This window comes from Nonomuraea sp. NPDC050153 (assembly GCF_044460125.1).
In the GTDB taxonomy this organism is placed as follows: domain Bacteria; phylum Actinomycetota; class Actinomycetes; order Streptosporangiales; family Streptosporangiaceae; genus Nonomuraea.
The window spans coordinates 1-18,441 of record NZ_JBITJQ010000036.1 but is presented as its reverse complement, the minus strand read 5'-3'; the positions used below and the strand labels follow the sequence as shown (position 1 = coordinate 18,441).

The following is an 18,441-nucleotide window of genomic DNA, read 5'->3' as shown; positions in this document are numbered from 1 at the left end:
GGTCAGACCCGGGCATAGGCGAGGCTGGCCACGACCGAGGCACCCACCTTGCGCGTGTAGCACCACCAGGTCAGGGCGAAGCAGGAGACGTAGAAGACGCCGAAGGCGAGGAAGGCGGGCGCGGGGGTCCCGGCCGCGGCGAATGACATCCCGAACGCCCGGTTGATGAGGAACCCGCCCAGCGCTCCCACCGCCGAGATGATGCCGATGGCGGCCGAGGCCTGGCGCTTGCCGTACATCAGGGCCTCCTCGCCCTCGCCGCGCTCGGCGACGGCCTTGGCCTGGAAGATGGCCGGGATCATGCGGTACGTGGAGCCGTTCCCGATGCCGGCGGTGACGAAGAGGAGCTGGAAGGACAGGAAGAACATCCAGAAGTTGCCCGAGGTGCTGGCCAGCCAGACCACCAGCACGCCGCCGCCCATCGCGGCGAAGTTCCACAACGTGACGGGGGCGCCGCCGAGCTTGTCGGCCAGCCAGCCGCCCACCGGCCTGATCAGCGAGCCCAGCAGCGGCCCGACGAACGCCACGGCGGCGAACGGGGCCTCGGGGAAGAGGCTCTTGCTGAGCAGCGGGAAGGCCGTGGAGTAGCCGATGAACGAGCCGAAGGTCCCGATGTAGAGGAACGACATGATCCAGGTCTGGGCCTTGCCCGCCACCGCGAGCTGCTCGCGCGGGTTGGCCTTGGCGCTGGTGAGGTTGTCCATGAAGAACCAGGCGCAGGCGGCGGCCACGACGACGAACGGGATCCAGAACCAGCCGGCCGCGGCCAGCCCGAACGCGCCGATCACCAGCGGCATGACGAGCTGGACCGAGCTGACGCCGATGTTGCCGCCCGCGGCGTTCAGCCCCAGGGCGATCCCCTGCTTGTGGCGGGGGTAGAAGTAGGTGATGTTGGCCATGCTGGAGGCGAAGTTGCCACCGCCGACTCCGGCCAGCGCCGCGATCACCAGGAACAGCCAGTACGGCGTGTCCGGGTTGCCGACCGCCACGCCGAGCAGCACCGCGGGGATGAGCAGCAGGAGCGCGCTCACCACGGTGAAGTTGCGCCCGCCGAACCTGGCCGGGCCGAACGTGTAGGGCACGCGCAGCGCGGAGCCGATGAGGTTCGGCAGCGCGACCAGCCAGAAGAGCTGGTCCGTGGAGAACTCGTAGACCCCCATCTTGGTGGCCACGATGCTCCACAGCGTCCACACGGTGAAGCCGAGGTGCTCGGCCGCGATCGAGAAGATCAGGTTGCGCCGTGCGACGCGCTTGCCTGAGCTCTCCCAGAAAGCTGGGTCATCGGGGTGCCAGTCGGCGATCCAGCGCGCCATCGACTTTCTCCTACCTTCGGCGTCCGGGGGGAACTCCAAAGTAGGAAGCGCGCGTTACGCACTTTGACGATCCGTGGCTGTGCGTTCGTTACGTGTGATTCACCGGCGTAACAAGCCACGCACATGCGTCACGAAGGAAACATGCTCGTAATACGGCGTGATGATCAGTCGTAACCTTACGCGTGGCTTGTCACGGTATGTGAGCGATCAGTCCTGGCGGCCGGCCAGGCGGCGCAGCGGCTCGTCGGTCAGCCGATACTTCAGCCACTCGTCCTGGCGCACCGCGCCGAGCTTTTCGTAGAAGACGATGCTGGGCTCGTTCCAGTCGAGCACCGACCATTCGAAGCGCTGGTAGCCACGCTCGGCGCAGATCCGGGCCAGCTCCTTCATGAGCGCGATCCCGTGGCCGCCGCCCCGGTGCCGGGGACGTACGTACAGGTCCTCCAGGTAGATGCCGTGCACGCCCCGCCACGTCGAGAACGTCAGGAACCACAGCGTGAAGCCGGCCACCTCGCCGTCGTGCTCGGCGATGTGCGCGAAAGCGGCGGGGTGGGCGGAGAAGAGCGCGGTGTGCAGCTGTTCCTCGGTCACCCTCGCCTCGTGCGCGGCCTTCTCGTACTCGGCGAGCTCGCGGATCATGTTGACGATTTCGGGCACGTCGGCAGGCGTTGCGGGGCGAATCATGTCCTCCAGCGTATTGGCCTCCCGGCGTGAACCCCGCCGAGTGTGTCGAACGTCCTAGTTCCCAGAACGGTATTCGGGGACCGTGATGGCGCTCAGTAAGGTGACGGACAGGGGAGCGGAACCGATGGGCGTTGCACAGCAGCCGGGGGTGTTCCTGCCCTCGTGCCCCGACCTCAAGCTGGCCCTCGTGCTCGGCGAGCGGGCGCTGTTCGTGAACGGCGACCTGCAGACCGCGCGGCGCTGGTTCGACTCGGCGTACCGGCTGGCCGAGCTCTGCGGCGACCCGTCGTCGCTGGCGCGGGCGGCGCTGGGGCTGGGCGGGGTCTGGGTGCACGAGCACAGGACGTGCGCGGAGTCGGAGATGGTACGCGCCCGCCAGCGGAACGCGCTGTCCTTGATCGACCCCCGTTCGTCGCTGGCCCTGCGGCTGCGCGTGCGGTTGCTGGGCGAGGAGGACTACCGCGCGGGCCGGCACGCCGCGATCGTGCGGCTGCTCACCGAGACCAGGGGCTCCGGCGACCCGATGGCGCTGGCCGAAGCGCTGAGCCTGGCGCACCACTGCCTGCTCGGCCCCGAGCACGCGGCGCTCAGGCTGGAGCTGGCCAGGGAGCTGATCGGCCAGGCGGCCGTCACCGAGCGCAGGGGCGACCTGCTGATGGGCCTGCTGTGGCGGACGGTCGACCTCTACCTGGCCGCCGACCCGCACGCCGAACGCGGCCTGGAGGAGCTGCGCGGCCTGCTGGCCGGCCACGCCCATCTCGCGGTCGGGTACGTGGTCGAGGCGATCGAGGTCATGCTGACCATCCGCGCGGGCCGCTTCGCCGAGGCCGAGAAGCGGGCCGGCGAGTGCTTCGAGCGCGGCGTGGCGGCCGGTGACATGGACGCGACCGGCTGGTACGGCGGCCAGCTCGGCGCCATCCGCTGGTTCCAGGGCCGGGCCGCCGAGCTGCTGCCCGTGCTGTCGGACCTGGTCAGCTCGCCCACGCTGAGCCCGATCGACAACTCGTACCTGGCGGGCCTGGCGCTGGCCGCGGCCGTCGCGGGCGACCGGCGGGCGGCGGCCGGGCATCTGGCCAGGCTGCGCGTGGAGGAGATGCCGGGGTCGAGCACCTGGCTGGTCTCGATGTACTGCGTCGTGGAGACCGCCCACCTGCTGCAGGACACGGACGCGGCCGCCCGCGCGTACGGGTTGCTGCGCCCGTTCGCGGGCCTGCCGGTGGTCGCCAGCCTGGGCGTGGCCTGCTTCGGCTCCGTCCACCACTCGCTGGGCATGGCCGCGCTCACCACCGGTGACCTCCCCACGGCCGTGGAGCACCTGCGGGCGGCCGTGCGGGAGAACTTCGCCCTGGGTCACTGGCCGGCCGCCGCGCTGTCGAGGTGGCGGCTGGGGCAGGCGCTGGCGCGGCGCGACGGGACGCGGGACCCGCAGGCCAACCGGGAGCAGGCCGCCGCCGAGCGGGAGGCCGGCGAGCTGGGCATGGTGCTGCCGTCCGCGGCCGGGCGCCCGTCCGCGGGGCAGGGCGGCTGCCGGATCCGCAGGCACGGGCGGCACTGGCAGGTCGAGCTGGGCGGGCGGCTCGCGCTGGTCGACCACAGCGTCGGGATGGGGCATCTGGCCACGCTGATCGCCAATCCGGGACGGGAGATCCTCGCCGCCGACCTGGCGTCGGAGACGTGGACGCGCGAGCCCCAGGCCGGGTCGGCCCAGCTGGTGCTGGACGAGCAGGCCAGGCAGACCTACCGGCAGCGGCTGGGCCAGCTGGAGGCGGAGATCGACGAGCTGGAGTCGATGAACGACCTCGAACGGGCGGCGGGGCTGCGGCTGGAGCGCGAGTGGCTGGTGGCGGAGCTGGCGGCGGCGACGGGCTTCGGCGGGCGGGCCCGGCCGTTCACCGGGAGCGAGGAGCGGGCCAGGATCGCCGTGGGCAAGGCGATCAGGCGGGCGCTGGCGCGCATCTCGGCGGTGGACCCGGCGATCGGGGACGAGCTGCGCGCCACGGTGCAGACGGGGCTGCGCTGCTGCTACCGGCCCCGGTGATGGAACGGGATGTCACGCCTCAGGTGGGGGGTCCCCGCCGGGTGCGGTCTCCATCCGGGAGACTGTTCCCATGGAACAACGCACGTTGGGACGGACAGGACGCCAGGTGGGCACAGTCGGCCTCGGCGCGTGGCAGCTCGGGGCCGACTGGGGCCAGGTGACGGAGGACGAGGCGTTCGCCACCCTGGGTGCCGCCGTGGATGCCGGGGTCACCTTCATCGACACGGCCGACGTCTACGGCGACGGCCGCAGCGAGCAGATCGTCGGCCGCTTCGCCAAGGGCCGGCCGGAGCTGACCGTGGCCACCAAGATGGGCCGCCGGCTGGAGCAGATCCCCGGCAACTACGTGATGTCCAACTTCCGGGCCTGGAACGAGCGCTCGCGCCAGAACCTCGGCGTGGACGCCCTCGACCTGGTCCAGCTGCACTGCCCGCCGACCCCGGTGTATTCGACGGACGCCGTGTTCGACGCCCTGGACACGCTGGTGGCCGAGCAGAAGATCGCCGCGTACGGGGTCAGCGTGGAGACGTGCGAGGAGGCGCTGACCGCGATCGCGCGGCCAGGGGTGGCGTCCGTGCAGATCATCCTCAACGCGTTCCGGCTCAAGCCGCTGGAGCGGGTCCTGCCCGCCGCCCGGGCCGCCGGGGTGGGCATCATCGCCCGGGTCCCGCTGGCCAGCGGCCTGCTGTCCGGCCGGTACGACGAGCACACGACCTTCGGCGCCGACGACCACCGCAACTACAACCGGCAAGGGGAGGCGTTCGACGTCGGCGAGACCTTCTCCGGCGTGGGCTTCGGCACGGGCCTGGAGGCGGTCCGCCGCCTGGCTCCCCTGGTGCCCGAGGGCCTGACGATGGCCCAGTTCGCGCTGCGCTGGATCCTCGACCAGCCGGGCGTGTCGGTGGTGATCCCCGGCGCCCGCAACGCGTCCCAGGCCACCGCGAACGCGGCCGCCGCGTCGGCCCCGCCCCTCCCGGCGGCCACGCTGGAGGCGGTCCAGGCCGTCTACGACGACCTGATCCGGCCTCAGGTCCACGACCGCTGGTAGGCGCATTGACGGGGCGGCTATCTTTTAGGAAGCTTTCCTAAGCATTTCTCGCCTGCTCCACCCCTCCCCCCAAGGAGCCAGCCATGAACGCGAGAAGATGGGCCGCCCCCACCGCCCTCCTGACGGCCGCCCTCGTCCTCGGCCCCGTCCCCGCCGCCCACGCCTCCCCCACCGGCTGCACGTCTCAGCTCAACACCCAGGACCGCTGGGCCACGAGCCTGTGCACGTCGGGCACCGGCGAGCACCGCATCCGGGTCCTGCAACGGCACTTCCTGCCCGAGGTCGGCCTGATCCCGATCGAGGGCCCGTGGCAGCCCGTAGGCACCGTCTCCTACACCGGCATCACGCCGCACACCACGGTCAGCTTCTGGGTCGAGACCCGAGGCTGACCTGTCCGCGCCGGATCCCGGGCCGCGCCTTTACAGCCGCACGGCAGTCGCAAATGATGAGGTCGGCAAGGCGCGGCGACGGGGTCTTGGGCACGGGGAGTTCGCCGCGTTCCGGCGATCTCACAACCTTTGGGGACCAGCATGTTACGTCAGCGAGCTCGCGCGGCCTGCGTGGCCGCCACGACCCTCTCCGCGCTCGCCCTCGCGGCCGCTCCGGCCGGCGCCGCGACGGCCCGGCTCACCCTCTACTCCGACACCGGCTTCTCCCGCCCGACCAACTCCGTCAGCTACGAGACCTGCGACAACTTCATCGGCCGGGTACCCGGGCAGCGCGTCGGGTCCTTCGACAACAGCCCGCTGCCCGGATGCCAGGTGGTGCTGCACTCGCTGGGCGGCGACTTCGTCCTCTGCGCGGGCAAGGCCGTGGTCCCGGCGGCCTACCGCCAGGTCGTCCTTTACTCGATCCGCACGGGGACCAGCAGAGCCTGCCCCGTGTAGTGAGACCCCTGTGGCGGCGGGGTGAGGCACGGGTTGCCGGGACGGCGCGCGGACCATGATTGTCGGTGGCGGCGCGTAGCGTCGCCGCTGTGAATCGTACCGACCGGCTCTACGCGCTCGTCGAGGACCTGCGCGCCATCGCGCCCCGCTGCCGCTCCGCCCGCGAGCTGTCAAAGCGGTTCGAGGTGAGCGTGCGCACGATCGAGCGCGACATCACCGCCCTGCAGGAGTCAGGGGTGCCGATCTACGCCGAGCCGGGCCGCAAGGGCGGTTACGCGATCGACAAGAAGATGTCGCTGCCCCCGCTCAACTTCACCCCGGCCGAGGCGGTGGCCATCGCGGTGGCGCTCAGCCAGGCCGGCGACCAGCCGTTCGGGCGGCAGGCCCGCAGCGCGTTACGCAAGGTCGTGGCCGCGATGCCGGGCTCCGAGGGCGAGCTGGCCAGGGAGCTGGCGCGGCGCGTTCAGCTCATGCGCGACCCGCCCGAGCCCGGCTCCGCCGAGATCCAGCCGCTCGGCGGCGAGGGCATCTCCCGGGCCATCGAGGAGGCGCTGCTGCGGCGGCGCGTGCTCCGGCTCGAATACGCCGACGCCAAGGGCGCGCTGACCTCGCGGGACGTCGAGCCTGGCGTCTTCCTGGGCGGGCGCGGCGGGTTCTGGTATCTCGTGGCCTGGTGCCGGTTACGCGATGACGTGCGGGTCTTCCGGCTCGATCGCATCGCCGCCGCGACCGTGACCGCCGAGCGCAGCCCCGACCGGCCCCTCGAAGGCTTCGCCGCCGACGTGCCCCACATGATCGTCAACAGTGCCGCGCTCGATTAGTCAATCGAAAACACCGACATAGGGTTGTCGCCACACCGTTAGATCGTTGTCTTGTTCGAGAAAAGTTCAGTGACGAGGAGACGACGATGGACAACACCGTGACCTGGTTCGAGATCGCGACCGACGATCCCGAAGGCGCCCAGGCGTTCTACGGCGGGTTGTTCGGCTGGACGTTCGCCGCCGGCGAGGGGCCGATCGACTACCGGATGATCGGCTATCCGGGCGCCGAGCAGCCCCGCGGCGGCCTGTTCAACACCAAGGGCGAGTTCCCGGCGCACGCGATCTTCCACGTGCAGGTGGCCGACGTCGAGGCGGCCTGCGCCAAGAGCGAGTCGCTGGGCGGCAAGGTGATCACCAAGGTGATCGACGACGGCGCCGGCACCGACTTCGCCTACCTGCGTGACACGTCCGGGAGCGTCTTCGGGATCTTCCACCGCAGGTGACGCCCGGCCGGGCGCGCCAAGAGACTTCCCCTCACAGGTGAATCACCCGTTCGAGGGCCGGGGAGAACGCCTTCCCCGCCGACCCCCGGCGTACGGACGGGCCGCTTCCGAGGAGCGGTTCACCCCGCGCCCTGGGCACGCCGCCGATCGCCGAGCGGCGGCGCGTCCAGGGCCCATTCCCCGCGTCAGAAGGCCGCCCTGGACAGCCAGCGGCTGAGGAGGTCCGCGTCCCCGTACACGGTCAGCGCCTCGGGCGAGCGCCGGCCGTACAGCATGAGCAGCAGGTCCTGGGCCGTCCCCTGGACGGCGCAGTCGCCCTTCGTGTGCCCGCGCGCCCAGTCGACCGCCCCGGCCGGCCCCTGGGTGATGGTCCACTCGCCGTCGGCGTCGTTCGCGTGGAGGTGGATCGTGGCCCCCTCCGCCTCGAGCTCCGCCAGCGACCGGGTGACCCAGGTCGCGTACGGCAGGTTGTGGAGAAACTCCTCGATGCCGTCGATCGCGACCTCGGCCGGGACGACCGGGTCGATGCCGAGCGCGAGCTCCGCGTCGGCCCGGTGGATCACCAGCTCGAAGAGCATCCGGCGGGGCCACCACGACGCCTGCCGGTCCGGGCCCCAGGTCCACACCGCCTGCGACGGGTCGGTGGCGCGCAGGGTGTCGAGCAGTTCGGCCGCCCCGGCGGTCAGCCAGGCCGCGTCGCCGCTCTGGCCCTCGGCCAGCCCGCTGGGCACCTGGCGCGACCAGATCCGCTCCTGGGCCTGGTTGCGCAGCACGTGCACGGCCCAGCGGTGCGTCTGGCCGACGTGCGTGATCAGTTCGGCGAGCGTCCATCCCGGGCACGTGGGCACCGGGACGGACAGATCCGTGGCCAGGGCCGCCAGGCGGGCGGTCTCGGTGTCGATGAGCGAGTCATATGTCGTCACAGGGCCCACATTAGGCCGCCGGGCAGGTCGCGCCCTTCTGCGGCAGCTTGCCGTCGATCAGGTACGAGTCCACGAGCTCCAGCACGCACTTGCTGCCCGACAGGTAGGCGCCGTGCCCCTCGCCCTCGTACGTCACCAGCCTGGCGGTCCTGAGCTGGGCCGTCAGCTTGGGCGCCCACTCGTACGGCGTGGCCGGGTCGCCCTTGCCGCCGACCACGACGATCGGCGCCGACCCGGTGGCGTTCACGTGCCGCGCCTGGTCGCTGCCCTTGGCCGGCCAGACCCGGCACAGCCCGCCGGACCCCTCGCTGCCGAACAGCGGCGAGATCTTGATGGCGGCCGCCTCGGTGCGGCGCAGCTCGGCCTCGCTGGGCCGTTCGGAGGTGTCGACGCAGGTGATGGCCGGGAAGCTGGTCATCTGCGTGGAGTATTTGCCGTCCTGGGAGCGGCCGGTGTAGGAGTCGGCCAGGTACAGCAGCGCCTCGCCCCGGCCCTTGATCGCCTCCGAGAGGGCCTGCTCCAGGAACGGCCAGGTCAGCTCCGAGTACAGCGCCGCCGCCACGCCCGTGGCGGCCAGTCCCTGGGTGAGCTCGCGGGTGCCGACCTTCAGCGGCTTGGTGGTGAGCTGGTTCAGCAGCTTGTCGACGTTCTCGTTGGCGGTGGCCTGGTCCTTGCCGATGTCGCACTTCTCCTTGACGCACGAGCGCAGGAAGCTCTCGTACGCCTTCTGGAACCCGCGCGTCTGCACCAGCGTGCGCTGCTCGAACGTCACCGTCGGGTCGAGCGGCGCGTCGAGCACCATGCGGCCCACGTTCTTGGGGAACTCGGTGGCGTACACGGCGCCGAGCTGCGTGCCGTACGACATGCCGACGTAGTTGAGCTTGGGGTCGCCCACCGCGGCGCGGATCCGGTCCATGTCGCGGGCGGCGTTCACGGTGCCGACGTACGGAAGGATCTTGCCGGAGTTCTGCTGGCAGAGGGCGGCGAACTCCTTGTTGGCCGCCGCGGTCTCCTGGTGGGTCTTGCTGTCGACCGGGAGCGTGTCCAGCGCGGTGAACCTGTCCATCTCCGCGCCGTTGCCGCAGCGCACGCCGGAGCTGCGCTCGACGCCGCGCGGGTCGAAGCTGATCAGGTCGTACCGGGCGCGCAGGCCGGTGAGCGCCTTGCCGGCCTGGTCGAGCGTGTCGACGCCGGAGGCGCCGGGACCGCCGAAGTTGAACACCATCGAACCGAGCCGGCTCTTGCCGGTGGCCGGCAGCTTGATGAGCGCCAGGTCCAGCTTCTCCCCGTTGGGCCTGTCGTAGTCGAGCGGCACGGCCAGTTTCCCGCACCGGACGGAGCTGTCCTGGCTGGCCGGCGGCTGGCCGTCAGGACGCTTGATGTCGGTGCACGGCCCCCAGCTGATCGTGTCGGAATCCGCCGTCGACTGCGTGGCGGGCTCGGCCGGCGCGGTGGAGCAGCCGGCGACAACCGTCATGAACAGGGTGGCGGCTAGGACGGATCGCATGAACAAACTTCCCCTCGGTCTCTCAGGGGGAAGTAGTGCCCACAATACGTGACGCTGCACCAAACCTGGGTGAGGCGGCACGTACCCCTCCTGAACGTGCCGCCTCACAGGCCGAACACCGCGGGCGGCGGACAATGACGGCGCCCCCGCGAGATGTTCTTCGCGGGGGCGCCCCTCCTGGATGACTCAGACGCCCATCGATTGGGTGTCGTTGCTCTCCGCGCCGCCCGCCTCGGTGACGCCGTTCTTGAGGTGGTAGCGGGCGATGGCCTCGCGCAGCACCTCGCCGTCGAGCTCGCCCCGCTTGACCAGGCTGGTCAGCACGGCCAGCGTGATCGAGGCGGCGTCGACGTGGAAGTGGCGGCGCAGCGCCGAGCGGGTGTCGGACAGGCCGAACCCGTCGGTGCCCAGCGAGGACCAGTCACCCGGCACCCACTGCGCGATCTGGTCCTGCACGGCCTTCATGTAGTCGCTGACGCCCACGAACGGGCCCTGCGCCTGGGACAGCGCCTGGGTCACGTAGGGCACCCGCTGCTCGGCGTCGGGGTTGAGCAGGTTGTGCTCCTCGCAGGCCAGCGCGTCGCGGCGCAGCTCGGACCACGACGTCGCCGACCACACGTCGGCCGAGACGCCCCAGTCCTCCGCCAGCAGCCGCTGCGCCTCCATCGCCCACGGGCCCGCCACGCCGGAGGACAGGATGTTGGCCCTCGGCCCCTGGGTCCGCGGGCCGTCGGCGAACTTGTACAGGCCCTTGAGCAGGCCCTGCACGTCGAGGTCCGCCGGCTGGGCGGGCTGCAGGTAGGGCTCGTTGTAGACGGTCATGTAGTAGAAGACGTCCTCCGGCTGGTCGCCGTACATCCTCCGCAGGCCGTCCTTGACGATGTGGGCCACCTCGAACGCCCACGACGGGTCGTAGGAGATCGCGGCCGGGTTGGTGGAGGCGATGAGCGGCGTGTGGCCGTCCTCGTGCTGCAGGCCCTCGCCGTTGAGGGTGGTGCGGCCCGCGGTGGCGCCGAGCAGGAAGCCGCGGCCCATCTGGTCGCCCATCTGCCACATCTGGTCGCCGGTGCGCTGCCACCCGAACATCGAGTAGAAGATGTAGATCGGGATCATGTGCTCGCCGTGCGTGGCGTAGGCGCTGCCGGCCGCGATGGCCGAGGCCATCGAGCCCGACTCGCTGATGCCCTCGTGCAGGATCTGCCCCTGCGTCGCCTCCTTGTACGACAGCAGCAGCTCCCTGTCGACGGCCTCGTACGTCTGGCCGTGCGGGGAGTAGATCTTGGCCGTCGGGAACATGGCGTCGAGACCGAACGTGCGGGCCTCGTCCGGGATGATCGGCACGAACCGGTGGCCGATCTCCTTGTCGCGCATGAGGTCCTTCAGCAGCCGCACGAACGCCATCGTGGTGGCGACCTGCTGCTTGCCCGAGCCCTTGGCGAAGCCGCCGTAGACCTCGTCGGCGGGCAGCTTGACCGGCTTGGCGCGCATGACCCGCTTGGGCAGCACGCCGCCGAGCGCCGCGCGGCGCTCCTTCATGTACTGGATCTCGGGGTCGTTCTCGCCCGGGTGGAAGTAGGGCGGCAGCTCGCCCTCCAGCGCCGAGTCCGGGATCGGCAGGTAGAGCCGGTCGCGGAACTCCTTCAGCTCGGCCTTGGTGAGCTTCTTCATCTGGTGGGTGGCGTTGCGCGCCTCGAAGTCCTTGCCCAGCGTCCAGCCCTTGATGGTCTGGGCGAGGATCACGGTCGGCTGGCCGACGTGCTCGCGGGCCGACTTGAACGCCGCGTAGACCTTGCGGTAGTCGTGGCCGCCGCGCGACAGCTTGCGGATGTCGTCGTCGGTCAGGTGCTCGACCATCTTGCGCAGGCGCGGGTCGCCGCCGAAGAAGTTCTCGCGGATGTACTCGCCGGCCTCGACCGAGTAGGTCTGGAACTGGCCGTCGGGCGTGGTGTTCATCTGGTTGACCAGCACGCCGTCGACGTCGGCCGCCAGCAGCGGGTCCCAGTCGCGGCCCCACACGACCTTGATGACGTTCCAGCCGGCGCCGCGGAAGTACGACTCCAGCTCCTGGATGATCTTGCCGTTGCCGCGTACGGGACCGTCGAGCCGCTGCAGGTTGCAGTTGATCACGAACGTGAGGTTGTCGAGCTCCTCGCGGGCCGCCAGGCCGATCGCGCCGAGCGACTCGGGCTCGTCCATCTCGCCGTCGCCCAGGAACGCCCACACGTGGCTGCGGCTGGTGTCCTTGATCTGCCGGTTGAGCAGATAGCGGTTGAACCGCGCCTGATAGATCGCGCCGATCGGCCCGAGGCCCATGGAGACCGTCGGGAACTCCCAGAAATCGGGCATGAGGCGCGGGTGGGGGTAGGAGGGCAGGCCGTGGAAGCCGTGCGACAACTCCTGGCGGAACGCGTCGAGCTGGGCCTCGTTGAGCCGGCCCTCGAGGAAGGCGCGGGCGTAGATGCCCGGCGCGGCGTGCCCCTGGAAGAAGACCTGGTCGCCCGACTCGCCATGATCCTTGCCGCGGAAGAAGTGGTTGAAGCCCACCTCGTAGAGGGAGGCGGCGGAGGCGTAGGTGGCGATGTGACCGCCGACGTTGGTGCGGGCGTTGGCCCTGGACACCATGATGGCCGCGTTCCAGCGGATGTAGGCGCGGATGCGGCGTTCGACGTGCTCATCGCCCGGGAACCAGGGCTCGCGCTCCGGCGGGATCGTGTTGATGTAGTCGGTGCTCCGCAAACCCGGCACGCCGACCTGGTGCTCGCGGGCCCGCTCCAGCATGCGCAGCATGAGGTAGCGGGCTCTGGTGCGGCCTTCGGTCTTGACGACGTTGTCGAGAGACTCGAGCCACTCGTTGGTCTCGCTGGGGTCGACATCAGGCAGCTGGCTGGGTAGGCCGTCGCTGATGATCGAGAATCGCTGGCGTCCGGAAGCCACTGGGTCTCGCCTTCCGAGGATGACTGATGTCTGGTCTGGGTCGCCTTCCATCCTGGTCGCTAGCCGTAGAAAACGCATCTCTACTGACCGGTAACCAGTGGTGTCCCTGCTGGCAGGGACGGATCAGATGGCCTAGACCACCGATGGTAGGACGAATCGCCACCAAAGGTTACATCCCGGGAGCAATTTAACAAGACAGGAAAACGAACGAAATTTCGCTCGAACACCCCTGGACTCCTGATCTCCGCACCCTCCACTCTCCCCCGACGGGGCGAGGTTCTCACCGGGACGGCGCGGCGTGACGGGCGAGTCTAGCGGCCCGCCCGCCGGCACGACTCCGACGGGGCCGTCCGGCGACCTGACGATCACCACTGGTACCGCCACCTCTGTCCGGACCCATGGGAGACATCGGTCACGCGCGGCCACATCACCCACTCCGAGCACACAGCCGGAGCCGACCATCCGGGGACCTCCCCACCCGCCTCCGACTCCTTCCCCTGGGGACCCTCAGCCCTCAGCCGAAACCCTCCTCCCGATCGGCCTCGTGATCGCAACACCGGCGACCCTCCGCGCCCCGCCCGCCGGCCGACGCGCGTCGAGCATCCCGCGACATCAGCCATGATCAGCACAAAGCACGCACGACATCGCTATCCGGCCACGGAGCCCGAAACACCGCATCAGCACTACGTAACGTTTCGGTCATTTTTCTCGCTCCCCCCAGAGTGGGGGCAAAACTTGCGAATCACTCTTTCCGTACGGCCCCCCACGTACCAATGTGGGTTATATGAATGCTGCAGTAGGAGACCGGCTCCTGGTGCACGGGCATGCCGTTGGCGAAGGGGACCGGAGTGGTGTGATTGTGGAGGTCCAGGGCCTCGAGGGCGGGCCTCCCTACGTGGTGCGCTTCGACGACGGGCACACCGGACTGGTGTTTCCCGGCCCGGACGCCGTCGTGGTGCATAAGTAAGATTTCCCTGTGAGATCTGAAATCATCTCCGTGGCTACAGGGTCACGAGAGACCGTGCACGACATCACGGGTCAATGCGCTGATTTCGTGCGCGCGCAGGGCGAAGACGGGTTGTTGCATATCTTTGTGCCCCATGCGACGGCCGGCGTCGCCCTGCTCGAGTTGGGCTCGCGCAGCGACGACGATCTGCTCGCCGCGCTGCGCGACCTGTTGCCGGCCGACGACCGATGGGGTCACGCCCACGGCTCGCCCGGTCACGGACGGTCGCACGTGATGCCCGCGCTGATCCCGCCGTACGCTACCGTCCCCGTGCTGGGCGGGCGTCTGGCGCTCGGCACGTGGCAGTCGATCGCACTTGTCGATCTGAACGTCGACAACCCGCAACGCCAGGTTCGCCTGTCGTTTTTGTCTGATTGATTCTGACCGACTACGGCCGTACCCGTGGCGACCGTTGACGACTGAGGGTCACAGCGTGTGGACTGTGCCGAAGCGATAAACCGCATAAGCGGGGCCACTCAAGCAGGAGGGATAAACGTGAGCGCGACCGCGGGTCAGGCGCAGGGCGAGCGCGGCCTGGCCGAACGGCTCGGCCTCAAGCCGGGTCAGGTGGTGCAGGAGATCGGTTGGGACGAGGACGTCGACGACGAGCTTCGCGACTCCATCGAGGACCTGACCGGTAACGAGCTGCTGGACGAAGAGAGCGACGACGTCGTGGACGTGGTGCTGCTGTGGTGGCGCGACGGCGACGGAGACCTCTTCGACGCCCTCAGCGACGTCATGCGATCACTCGCCGACGGCGGCCAGATCTGGCTGCTGACTCCCAAGGCCGGACGCGACGGCCACGTGGAGCCGAGCGACATCGGGGAGGATGCCGCTACCGCGGGTCTCTCGCAGACCAGCAGCATCTCCGCCGCATCCGACTGGTCCGGGACCAGGCTCGTCACGCCCAAGGGCAAACGGTAGGGGGCCCGAGCGCCTTCCGTGCGGCAGGATGATGCCTGTGAACGCACATCCTGCCGCGGTCGGCGCCCTGGCTCCGGATTTCGAGCTGCAGGACCAGCACGGCACCCCGGTGAGCCTGTCTCAGTTCCGGGGCACGAAGGTCGTGCTGGTCTTCTACCCGCTTGCCTTCAGCGGGATCTGTCACGGTGAGCTGTCCGCGCTGCGCGACCAGCCACTCGACGGGGCGCAGCTGCTGACTGTCTCCGTCGACTCCATGTTCACGCACCGTGCGTGGGCCGATCGTGAGGGTTACGCGTTTCCGCTGCTCTCTGATTTCTGGCCACACGGACAGGTCGCGCGGGCGTACGGTGTGTTCGATGAGGCGAAGGGGTTCGCTCTTCGGGGGACCTTCATCATCGACGGCGACGGCGTGATCAGGTGGTCGGTGGTCAATCCGACCTCCGCCGCACGCGACGTCGCCGACTACACCAAGGCACTCGCCGACATTTCTTGACCTCGGAGGGAACGATGCCCTGCTACCGATGCGGGGCCCGGCAGACCGACCCGGTGCGCGGCGCCAGCCCGTGGCAGCGCGGGGTGCGCCAGGAAACCCAGGTGTTGATCTGCCCGGACTGTCAGCGGCTGCACGACCTCGACCTCGACTCGTGCGCGACCTGCGGGTCGGTCGCGCTGATCTGCCGGCTGGGCGAGGTGGAGTGCCGGTCCTGCGGCGCCGTACGGCTGGCGCGCTGCGACGCGCTCGCCGACGCTCCCGCCTCCCCACCGTCCCCGCCACCCGGCCTCTCGGCGGAGGTGGAAGCGGCGCTCAACCGCGTACTGGGCCGCGCCTGACCCCTGGGGCCGGACCTGGGCGCCACCGGCGCTGTGAGTCGCTCTGGGCCGCCCCACGACCCAAACCTGCCGCCCTGCCGGATCCCGTAGACCACAACCCCCAGAAAACGACCAGCGATCCCCACCCACCGGACCACCCCCACCCGACCCGCAGAACCCACTGCACCCACCCGGCCCCGAACCCCGCGAACCGGACCGGCCCGGACCCCGCAGAACCCATCAGCCCCAGAGAACCCAGCGGCCACGAGCCCCAGGCGAACAACAGGCGAGTCGGACCCACCGGCCCCAGCCAACCGCACAGCCCCAACGAAGAACCCCCATGGGGAGGACGGTCAAGGGAACAGCCGAGGGGACGCTTTCCAGACATTTGCTGAGCTGCGCTATCGTCTCCTCCGTGTCCGACATGACTCCGAGCGTGAGCACGAGCGCGGGCGTGAGCCCGAACCCGAGTGTGAGCCCGAGCCCGAGTGCGAGCCCGGCTCCGAGTTCGTTCGTCGTCGCGCTCGACGTCGGCGGCACGTCCATGAAGGGCGGCCTGGTCAGCGAGTCCGGCGTGGTGCTGCTGAGCGAGCGCCGCCCGACGCCCCGTGCGGAGGGCCCGGAGGCGGTCGTGGCCGCCATCTCCGACTTCATCAGCCACCTGGCCGCCTCGGGTGACGGCACCCCGGCAGGCGTGGGCCTGGCCGTGCCCGGCCTGGTGTCCGACAACGCCGCCCTCTACGCCGCGAACCTGGGCTGGCGCGACGTCCCCGCCTCAAGCTTCACGACCCTGGACACCCCCGTCCTGCTCGGACACGACGTACGCACCGGCGGCCTCGCGGAGAGCATCCTCGGCGCGGGCCGTGGCCTGTCCGACTTCCTCTTCCTCCCCATCGGCACGGGGATCGCCGGCGCCTCGATCATCCGCGGCGAGCCGTACGGCGGCTCCTCGGGCTGGGCCGGCGAGATCGGCCACACCCCGGTCTTCCCGGACGGGGAGCAGTGCGCGTGCGGCCAGTTCGGCTGCCTGGAGACGTACGCCTCGGCCGCCTCGGTGGGCCGCCGCTACAGCCAGCGCGCCGGCATCGAGGACGTCAAGGCGGAACAGGTGGTCTCCTCCGACGACCCGATCGCCGTGGAGGTCTGGGACGAGGCCGTGGAGGCCCTGTCGCTGGCCCTGGCCACGTACACGCTGCTGCTGGACCCCACGGTGATCGTCCTCGGCGGCGGCCTCGCCGAAGCGGGCCCCGCCCTCTTCGACCCGGTACGCACCCGCCTCGTCAAACGCCTGGCCTTCCGCGAGGCACCCCCACTGGTCCCGGCCGCGCTCGGGGTGGACGCAGGCATGCTCGGAGCCGCCCTCCTGGGCTGGCGCGCCGCCGACCGCCCCGAACTGGGCCCGGGGTGGACGGTGGATGTGCGATCGGCCCCTGTGGTGTCGTAAGGTGTAGTGCCGATCAGGGGCGGTTAGCTCAGCGGTAGAGCACTCGCCTTACAAGCGAGGGGTCACTGGTTCGAACCCAGTACCGCCCACATGTTCCAGGGCTCGTGGGGGTCCGGTGGTATATCGAGTGGCGGCCGGCTAGGTCGTGGCTGTTGCCTCCCACAGGGCGCTGACCGGGACGGCCAGCATTCGGTCGCTGAAGGAGAATGTCTGCGTGCCGGTGTGCAGGACGAGACCGGCGACGAAGTCGGGGCCCACCCGTTCCGCAAGGTGGCGGAGTCCTTTGAAGTCGTCCGGTCGTACGGTGGAGGCGGCCTTGACCTCGATGCCCACAACCCGGCCCTGGCGGCTCTCAAGGACGGCGTCCACCTCCACCTTGTCCTTGGTCCGGTAGTGGTACAGGTCGACCAAGGTGTCCGCCCAGGTCACCTGCCGGGCCAGTTCCGTCAGGACGAAGCCCTCCAGCAGCGGCCCGAATGCCGAACCGGGCCGGAGGAGGCTGTGGGCGTCGACGCCCAGCAGGTTCGCTGCCACTCCCGAGTCGACAAAGGTGACCTTGGGGGTGTGTACGGCCCGGCTGCTGATGTTCTTCGACCAGGCGGGGATGCGTTTGATCAGGAAGACTTCTTCCAGCAGTGCCAGAAATCTGGCAGTGGTGGTGCCGGGCAGGCCGAGGTCACGGCCGAGCGCCTGAACGACGAGGAGTTGGCCGGATCTGGCCGCCAGAGACCTGACCAACGCGCGTAGTTCCGCAGTACGTTCGATCTCCGACAGTTGCATCACGTCACGGTTGATCAGATCGCCGACGTAGGAGTCGAAGAAGCGTTGCCTGCGTCGAGGGTTGGTGCGGGCGACAGCTTCGGGGTAGCCGCCGCGGATCAGGCGGTCTGCATAGTCAGCCCGGGTGAGCCGGGAGGTGTGCCGGAGGGTCGGGCCGTGTGTGAACACCGCGTCGACGAAGGCATCAGGACGGCCGTCGATCTCGCCCTGCGCGAAAGGCCACAGTTCGATGGTTTCCATCCGCCCGGGCAGGGTGTCCGGCAGACCGCGTAGGGCGAGTAGCCGGGAGGAGCCGGTGAGCAGGTATCTGCCGGGTCTCGGATCGGCGTCCACCTGAGATTTGATAGCGAGCAGTAGTTCCGGAGCACGCTGGATCTCATCGATGACCATGGGCTCCGGAAAGTCGACGAAGCCGCTGGGGTCGCTCAACGCAGCCTGCAGGGTCAGTGGATCGTCGAGGTCGCGCCACTCGGTGCCGTCTGCCTTGGCGAGCCGCCGGACCAGTGTGCTCTTGCCCGACTGCCGTGCGCCGTTGACCAGGACGACGCGCGTGTCGGCCAGGGCGTCCGTGACTGTTTGCTCCGCGTGACGGTGGATCAAGCGCCCGAGCGGGGTGGTGACCATGCTCTCCATCATGACATGTTGTGGTGAGTTGGTCGCCTGATCGGCAGTGACTTGGTCGCTATATTGATGGCGGAATGGTCGCTATCAATATGGGGTGATGGTCGCTCGCTGAGCGGCGCGTGCCGCGCAGCAGTAAAGGTGAACGGCGCAACTCCTGATCAGTCGGGTCGGGAGCAGACGAGGTGATGATGTCTGACGGTAGGGCCCAGGGCCTTTCTTCCGCCGGTTTCCCGGTCGGCTGTGCTTTCCCTGGTG

The 18,441-nt window shown here is 69.7% G+C and carries 17 protein-coding genes, 1 tRNA gene and 1 pseudogene; 13 read left to right on the top strand and 6 right to left on the bottom strand.

Annotated elements, in window-relative coordinates; genetic code table 11:
- Positions 1–2: 2 nt before the first annotated feature.
- Both ACIBQ1_RS50435 and ACIBQ1_RS50430 read right to left on the bottom strand, forming a co-directional pair.
- Positions 3–1,313: an MFS transporter gene (locus ACIBQ1_RS50435; protein ID WP_397289153.1), complete on the bottom strand. Its 1,311-nt coding sequence runs from the start codon at positions 1,311–1,313 to the stop codon at positions 3–5.
- Between the two features lie 207 nt (positions 1,314–1,520).
- Positions 1,521–2,030 (bottom strand): annotated as a pseudogene (locus ACIBQ1_RS50430) (GNAT family N-acetyltransferase); the annotation flags it as partial.
- Positions 2,031–2,121: 91 nt separating this feature from the next.
- Here ACIBQ1_RS50430 and ACIBQ1_RS50425 point away from each other — a divergent pair.
- From ACIBQ1_RS50425 to ACIBQ1_RS50400, 6 genes are all read left to right on the top strand, one after another.
- Positions 2,122–4,035, top strand: a complete 1,914-nt coding sequence (locus tag ACIBQ1_RS50425; protein WP_397289151.1) for a hypothetical protein — start codon at positions 2,122–2,124, stop codon at positions 4,033–4,035.
- 70 nt (positions 4,036–4,105) lie between these two features.
- A complete protein-coding gene (locus tag ACIBQ1_RS50420; RefSeq protein WP_397289149.1) occupies positions 4,106–5,083 on the top strand; it encodes an aldo/keto reductase in 978 nt (325 codons plus the stop codon).
- An 83-nt stretch (positions 5,084–5,166) separates the two neighbouring features.
- Positions 5,167–5,472: a hypothetical protein gene (locus ACIBQ1_RS50415; RefSeq protein ID WP_397289147.1), complete on the top strand. Its 306-nt coding sequence runs from the start codon at positions 5,167–5,169 to the stop codon at positions 5,470–5,472.
- 141 nt (positions 5,473–5,613) lie between these two features.
- Complete coding sequence (locus ACIBQ1_RS50410) at positions 5,614–5,970, top strand: hypothetical protein (RefSeq protein ID WP_397289145.1); 357 nt, start codon at positions 5,614–5,616, stop codon at positions 5,968–5,970.
- A gap of 89 nt (positions 5,971–6,059) precedes the next feature.
- The gene (locus ACIBQ1_RS50405) at positions 6,060–6,791 is read left to right on the top strand and encodes a helix-turn-helix transcriptional regulator (RefSeq protein WP_397289143.1); all 732 of its coding nucleotides are present in this window, start codon (positions 6,060–6,062) and stop codon (positions 6,789–6,791) included.
- An 86-nt stretch (positions 6,792–6,877) separates the two neighbouring features.
- Positions 6,878–7,234, top strand: a complete 357-nt coding sequence (locus ACIBQ1_RS50400; RefSeq protein WP_397289141.1) for a VOC family protein — start codon at positions 6,878–6,880, stop codon at positions 7,232–7,234.
- Positions 7,235–7,419: 185 nt separating this feature from the next.
- Here ACIBQ1_RS50400 and ACIBQ1_RS50395 read toward each other — a convergent pair whose 3' ends face one another.
- The 3 genes from ACIBQ1_RS50395 to aceE form a co-directional block, all read right to left on the bottom strand.
- Positions 7,420–8,157 carry a maleylpyruvate isomerase family mycothiol-dependent enzyme gene (locus ACIBQ1_RS50395; protein WP_397289139.1) on the bottom strand — a complete coding sequence of 246 codons (738 nt, stop codon included), beginning with the start codon at positions 8,155–8,157 and terminating at the stop codon, positions 7,420–7,422.
- 10 nt (positions 8,158–8,167) lie between these two features.
- On the bottom strand, positions 8,168–9,664 hold the full coding sequence (locus ACIBQ1_RS50390; protein ID WP_397289137.1) for an alpha/beta hydrolase: 1,497 nt from the start codon (positions 9,662–9,664) through the stop codon (positions 8,168–8,170).
- Positions 9,665–9,850: 186 nt separating this feature from the next.
- Complete coding sequence (gene aceE / locus ACIBQ1_RS50385; RefSeq protein WP_397289135.1) at positions 9,851–12,598, bottom strand: pyruvate dehydrogenase (acetyl-transferring), homodimeric type; 2,748 nt, start codon at positions 12,596–12,598, stop codon at positions 9,851–9,853.
- Positions 12,599–13,382: 784 nt separating this feature from the next.
- Here aceE and ACIBQ1_RS50380 point away from each other — a divergent pair.
- The 7 genes from ACIBQ1_RS50380 (at position 13,383) to ACIBQ1_RS50350 (ending at position 16,871) form a co-directional block, all read left to right on the top strand.
- Positions 13,383–13,565, top strand: a complete 183-nt coding sequence (locus ACIBQ1_RS50380; protein WP_397289133.1) for a DUF1918 domain-containing protein — start codon at positions 13,383–13,385, stop codon at positions 13,563–13,565.
- A 9-nt stretch (positions 13,566–13,574) separates the two neighbouring features.
- Complete coding sequence (locus ACIBQ1_RS50375) at positions 13,575–13,982, top strand: secondary thiamine-phosphate synthase enzyme YjbQ (RefSeq protein ID WP_397289131.1); 408 nt, start codon at positions 13,575–13,577, stop codon at positions 13,980–13,982.
- A 117-nt stretch (positions 13,983–14,099) separates the two neighbouring features.
- Positions 14,100–14,528, top strand: a complete 429-nt coding sequence (locus ACIBQ1_RS50370) for a DUF3052 domain-containing protein (protein WP_397289129.1) — start codon at positions 14,100–14,102, stop codon at positions 14,526–14,528.
- 31 nt (positions 14,529–14,559) lie between these two features.
- Positions 14,560–15,021, top strand: a complete 462-nt coding sequence (locus ACIBQ1_RS50365) for a peroxiredoxin (RefSeq protein ID WP_397289337.1) — start codon at positions 14,560–14,562, stop codon at positions 15,019–15,021.
- Between the two features lie 14 nt (positions 15,022–15,035).
- Positions 15,036–15,359 (top strand): hypothetical protein, encoded by a 324-nt coding sequence (locus ACIBQ1_RS50360; protein ID WP_397289127.1) that lies wholly within the window; start codon positions 15,036–15,038, stop codon positions 15,357–15,359.
- Positions 15,360–15,762: 403 nt separating this feature from the next.
- Entirely contained in the window at positions 15,763–16,782 is a 1,020-nt protein-coding gene (locus tag ACIBQ1_RS50355; RefSeq protein WP_397289335.1) for an ROK family protein, read from the top strand.
- Between the two features lie 17 nt (positions 16,783–16,799).
- A tRNA-Val gene (locus ACIBQ1_RS50350) sits at positions 16,800–16,871 on the top strand.
- A 49-nt stretch (positions 16,872–16,920) separates the two neighbouring features.
- Here the strand turns inward: ACIBQ1_RS50350 and ACIBQ1_RS50345 are convergent.
- Positions 16,921–18,186, bottom strand: a complete 1,266-nt coding sequence (locus ACIBQ1_RS50345) for an ATP-binding protein (protein ID WP_397289125.1) — start codon at positions 18,184–18,186, stop codon at positions 16,921–16,923.
- Between the last annotated feature and the right edge of the window lie 255 nt (positions 18,187–18,441).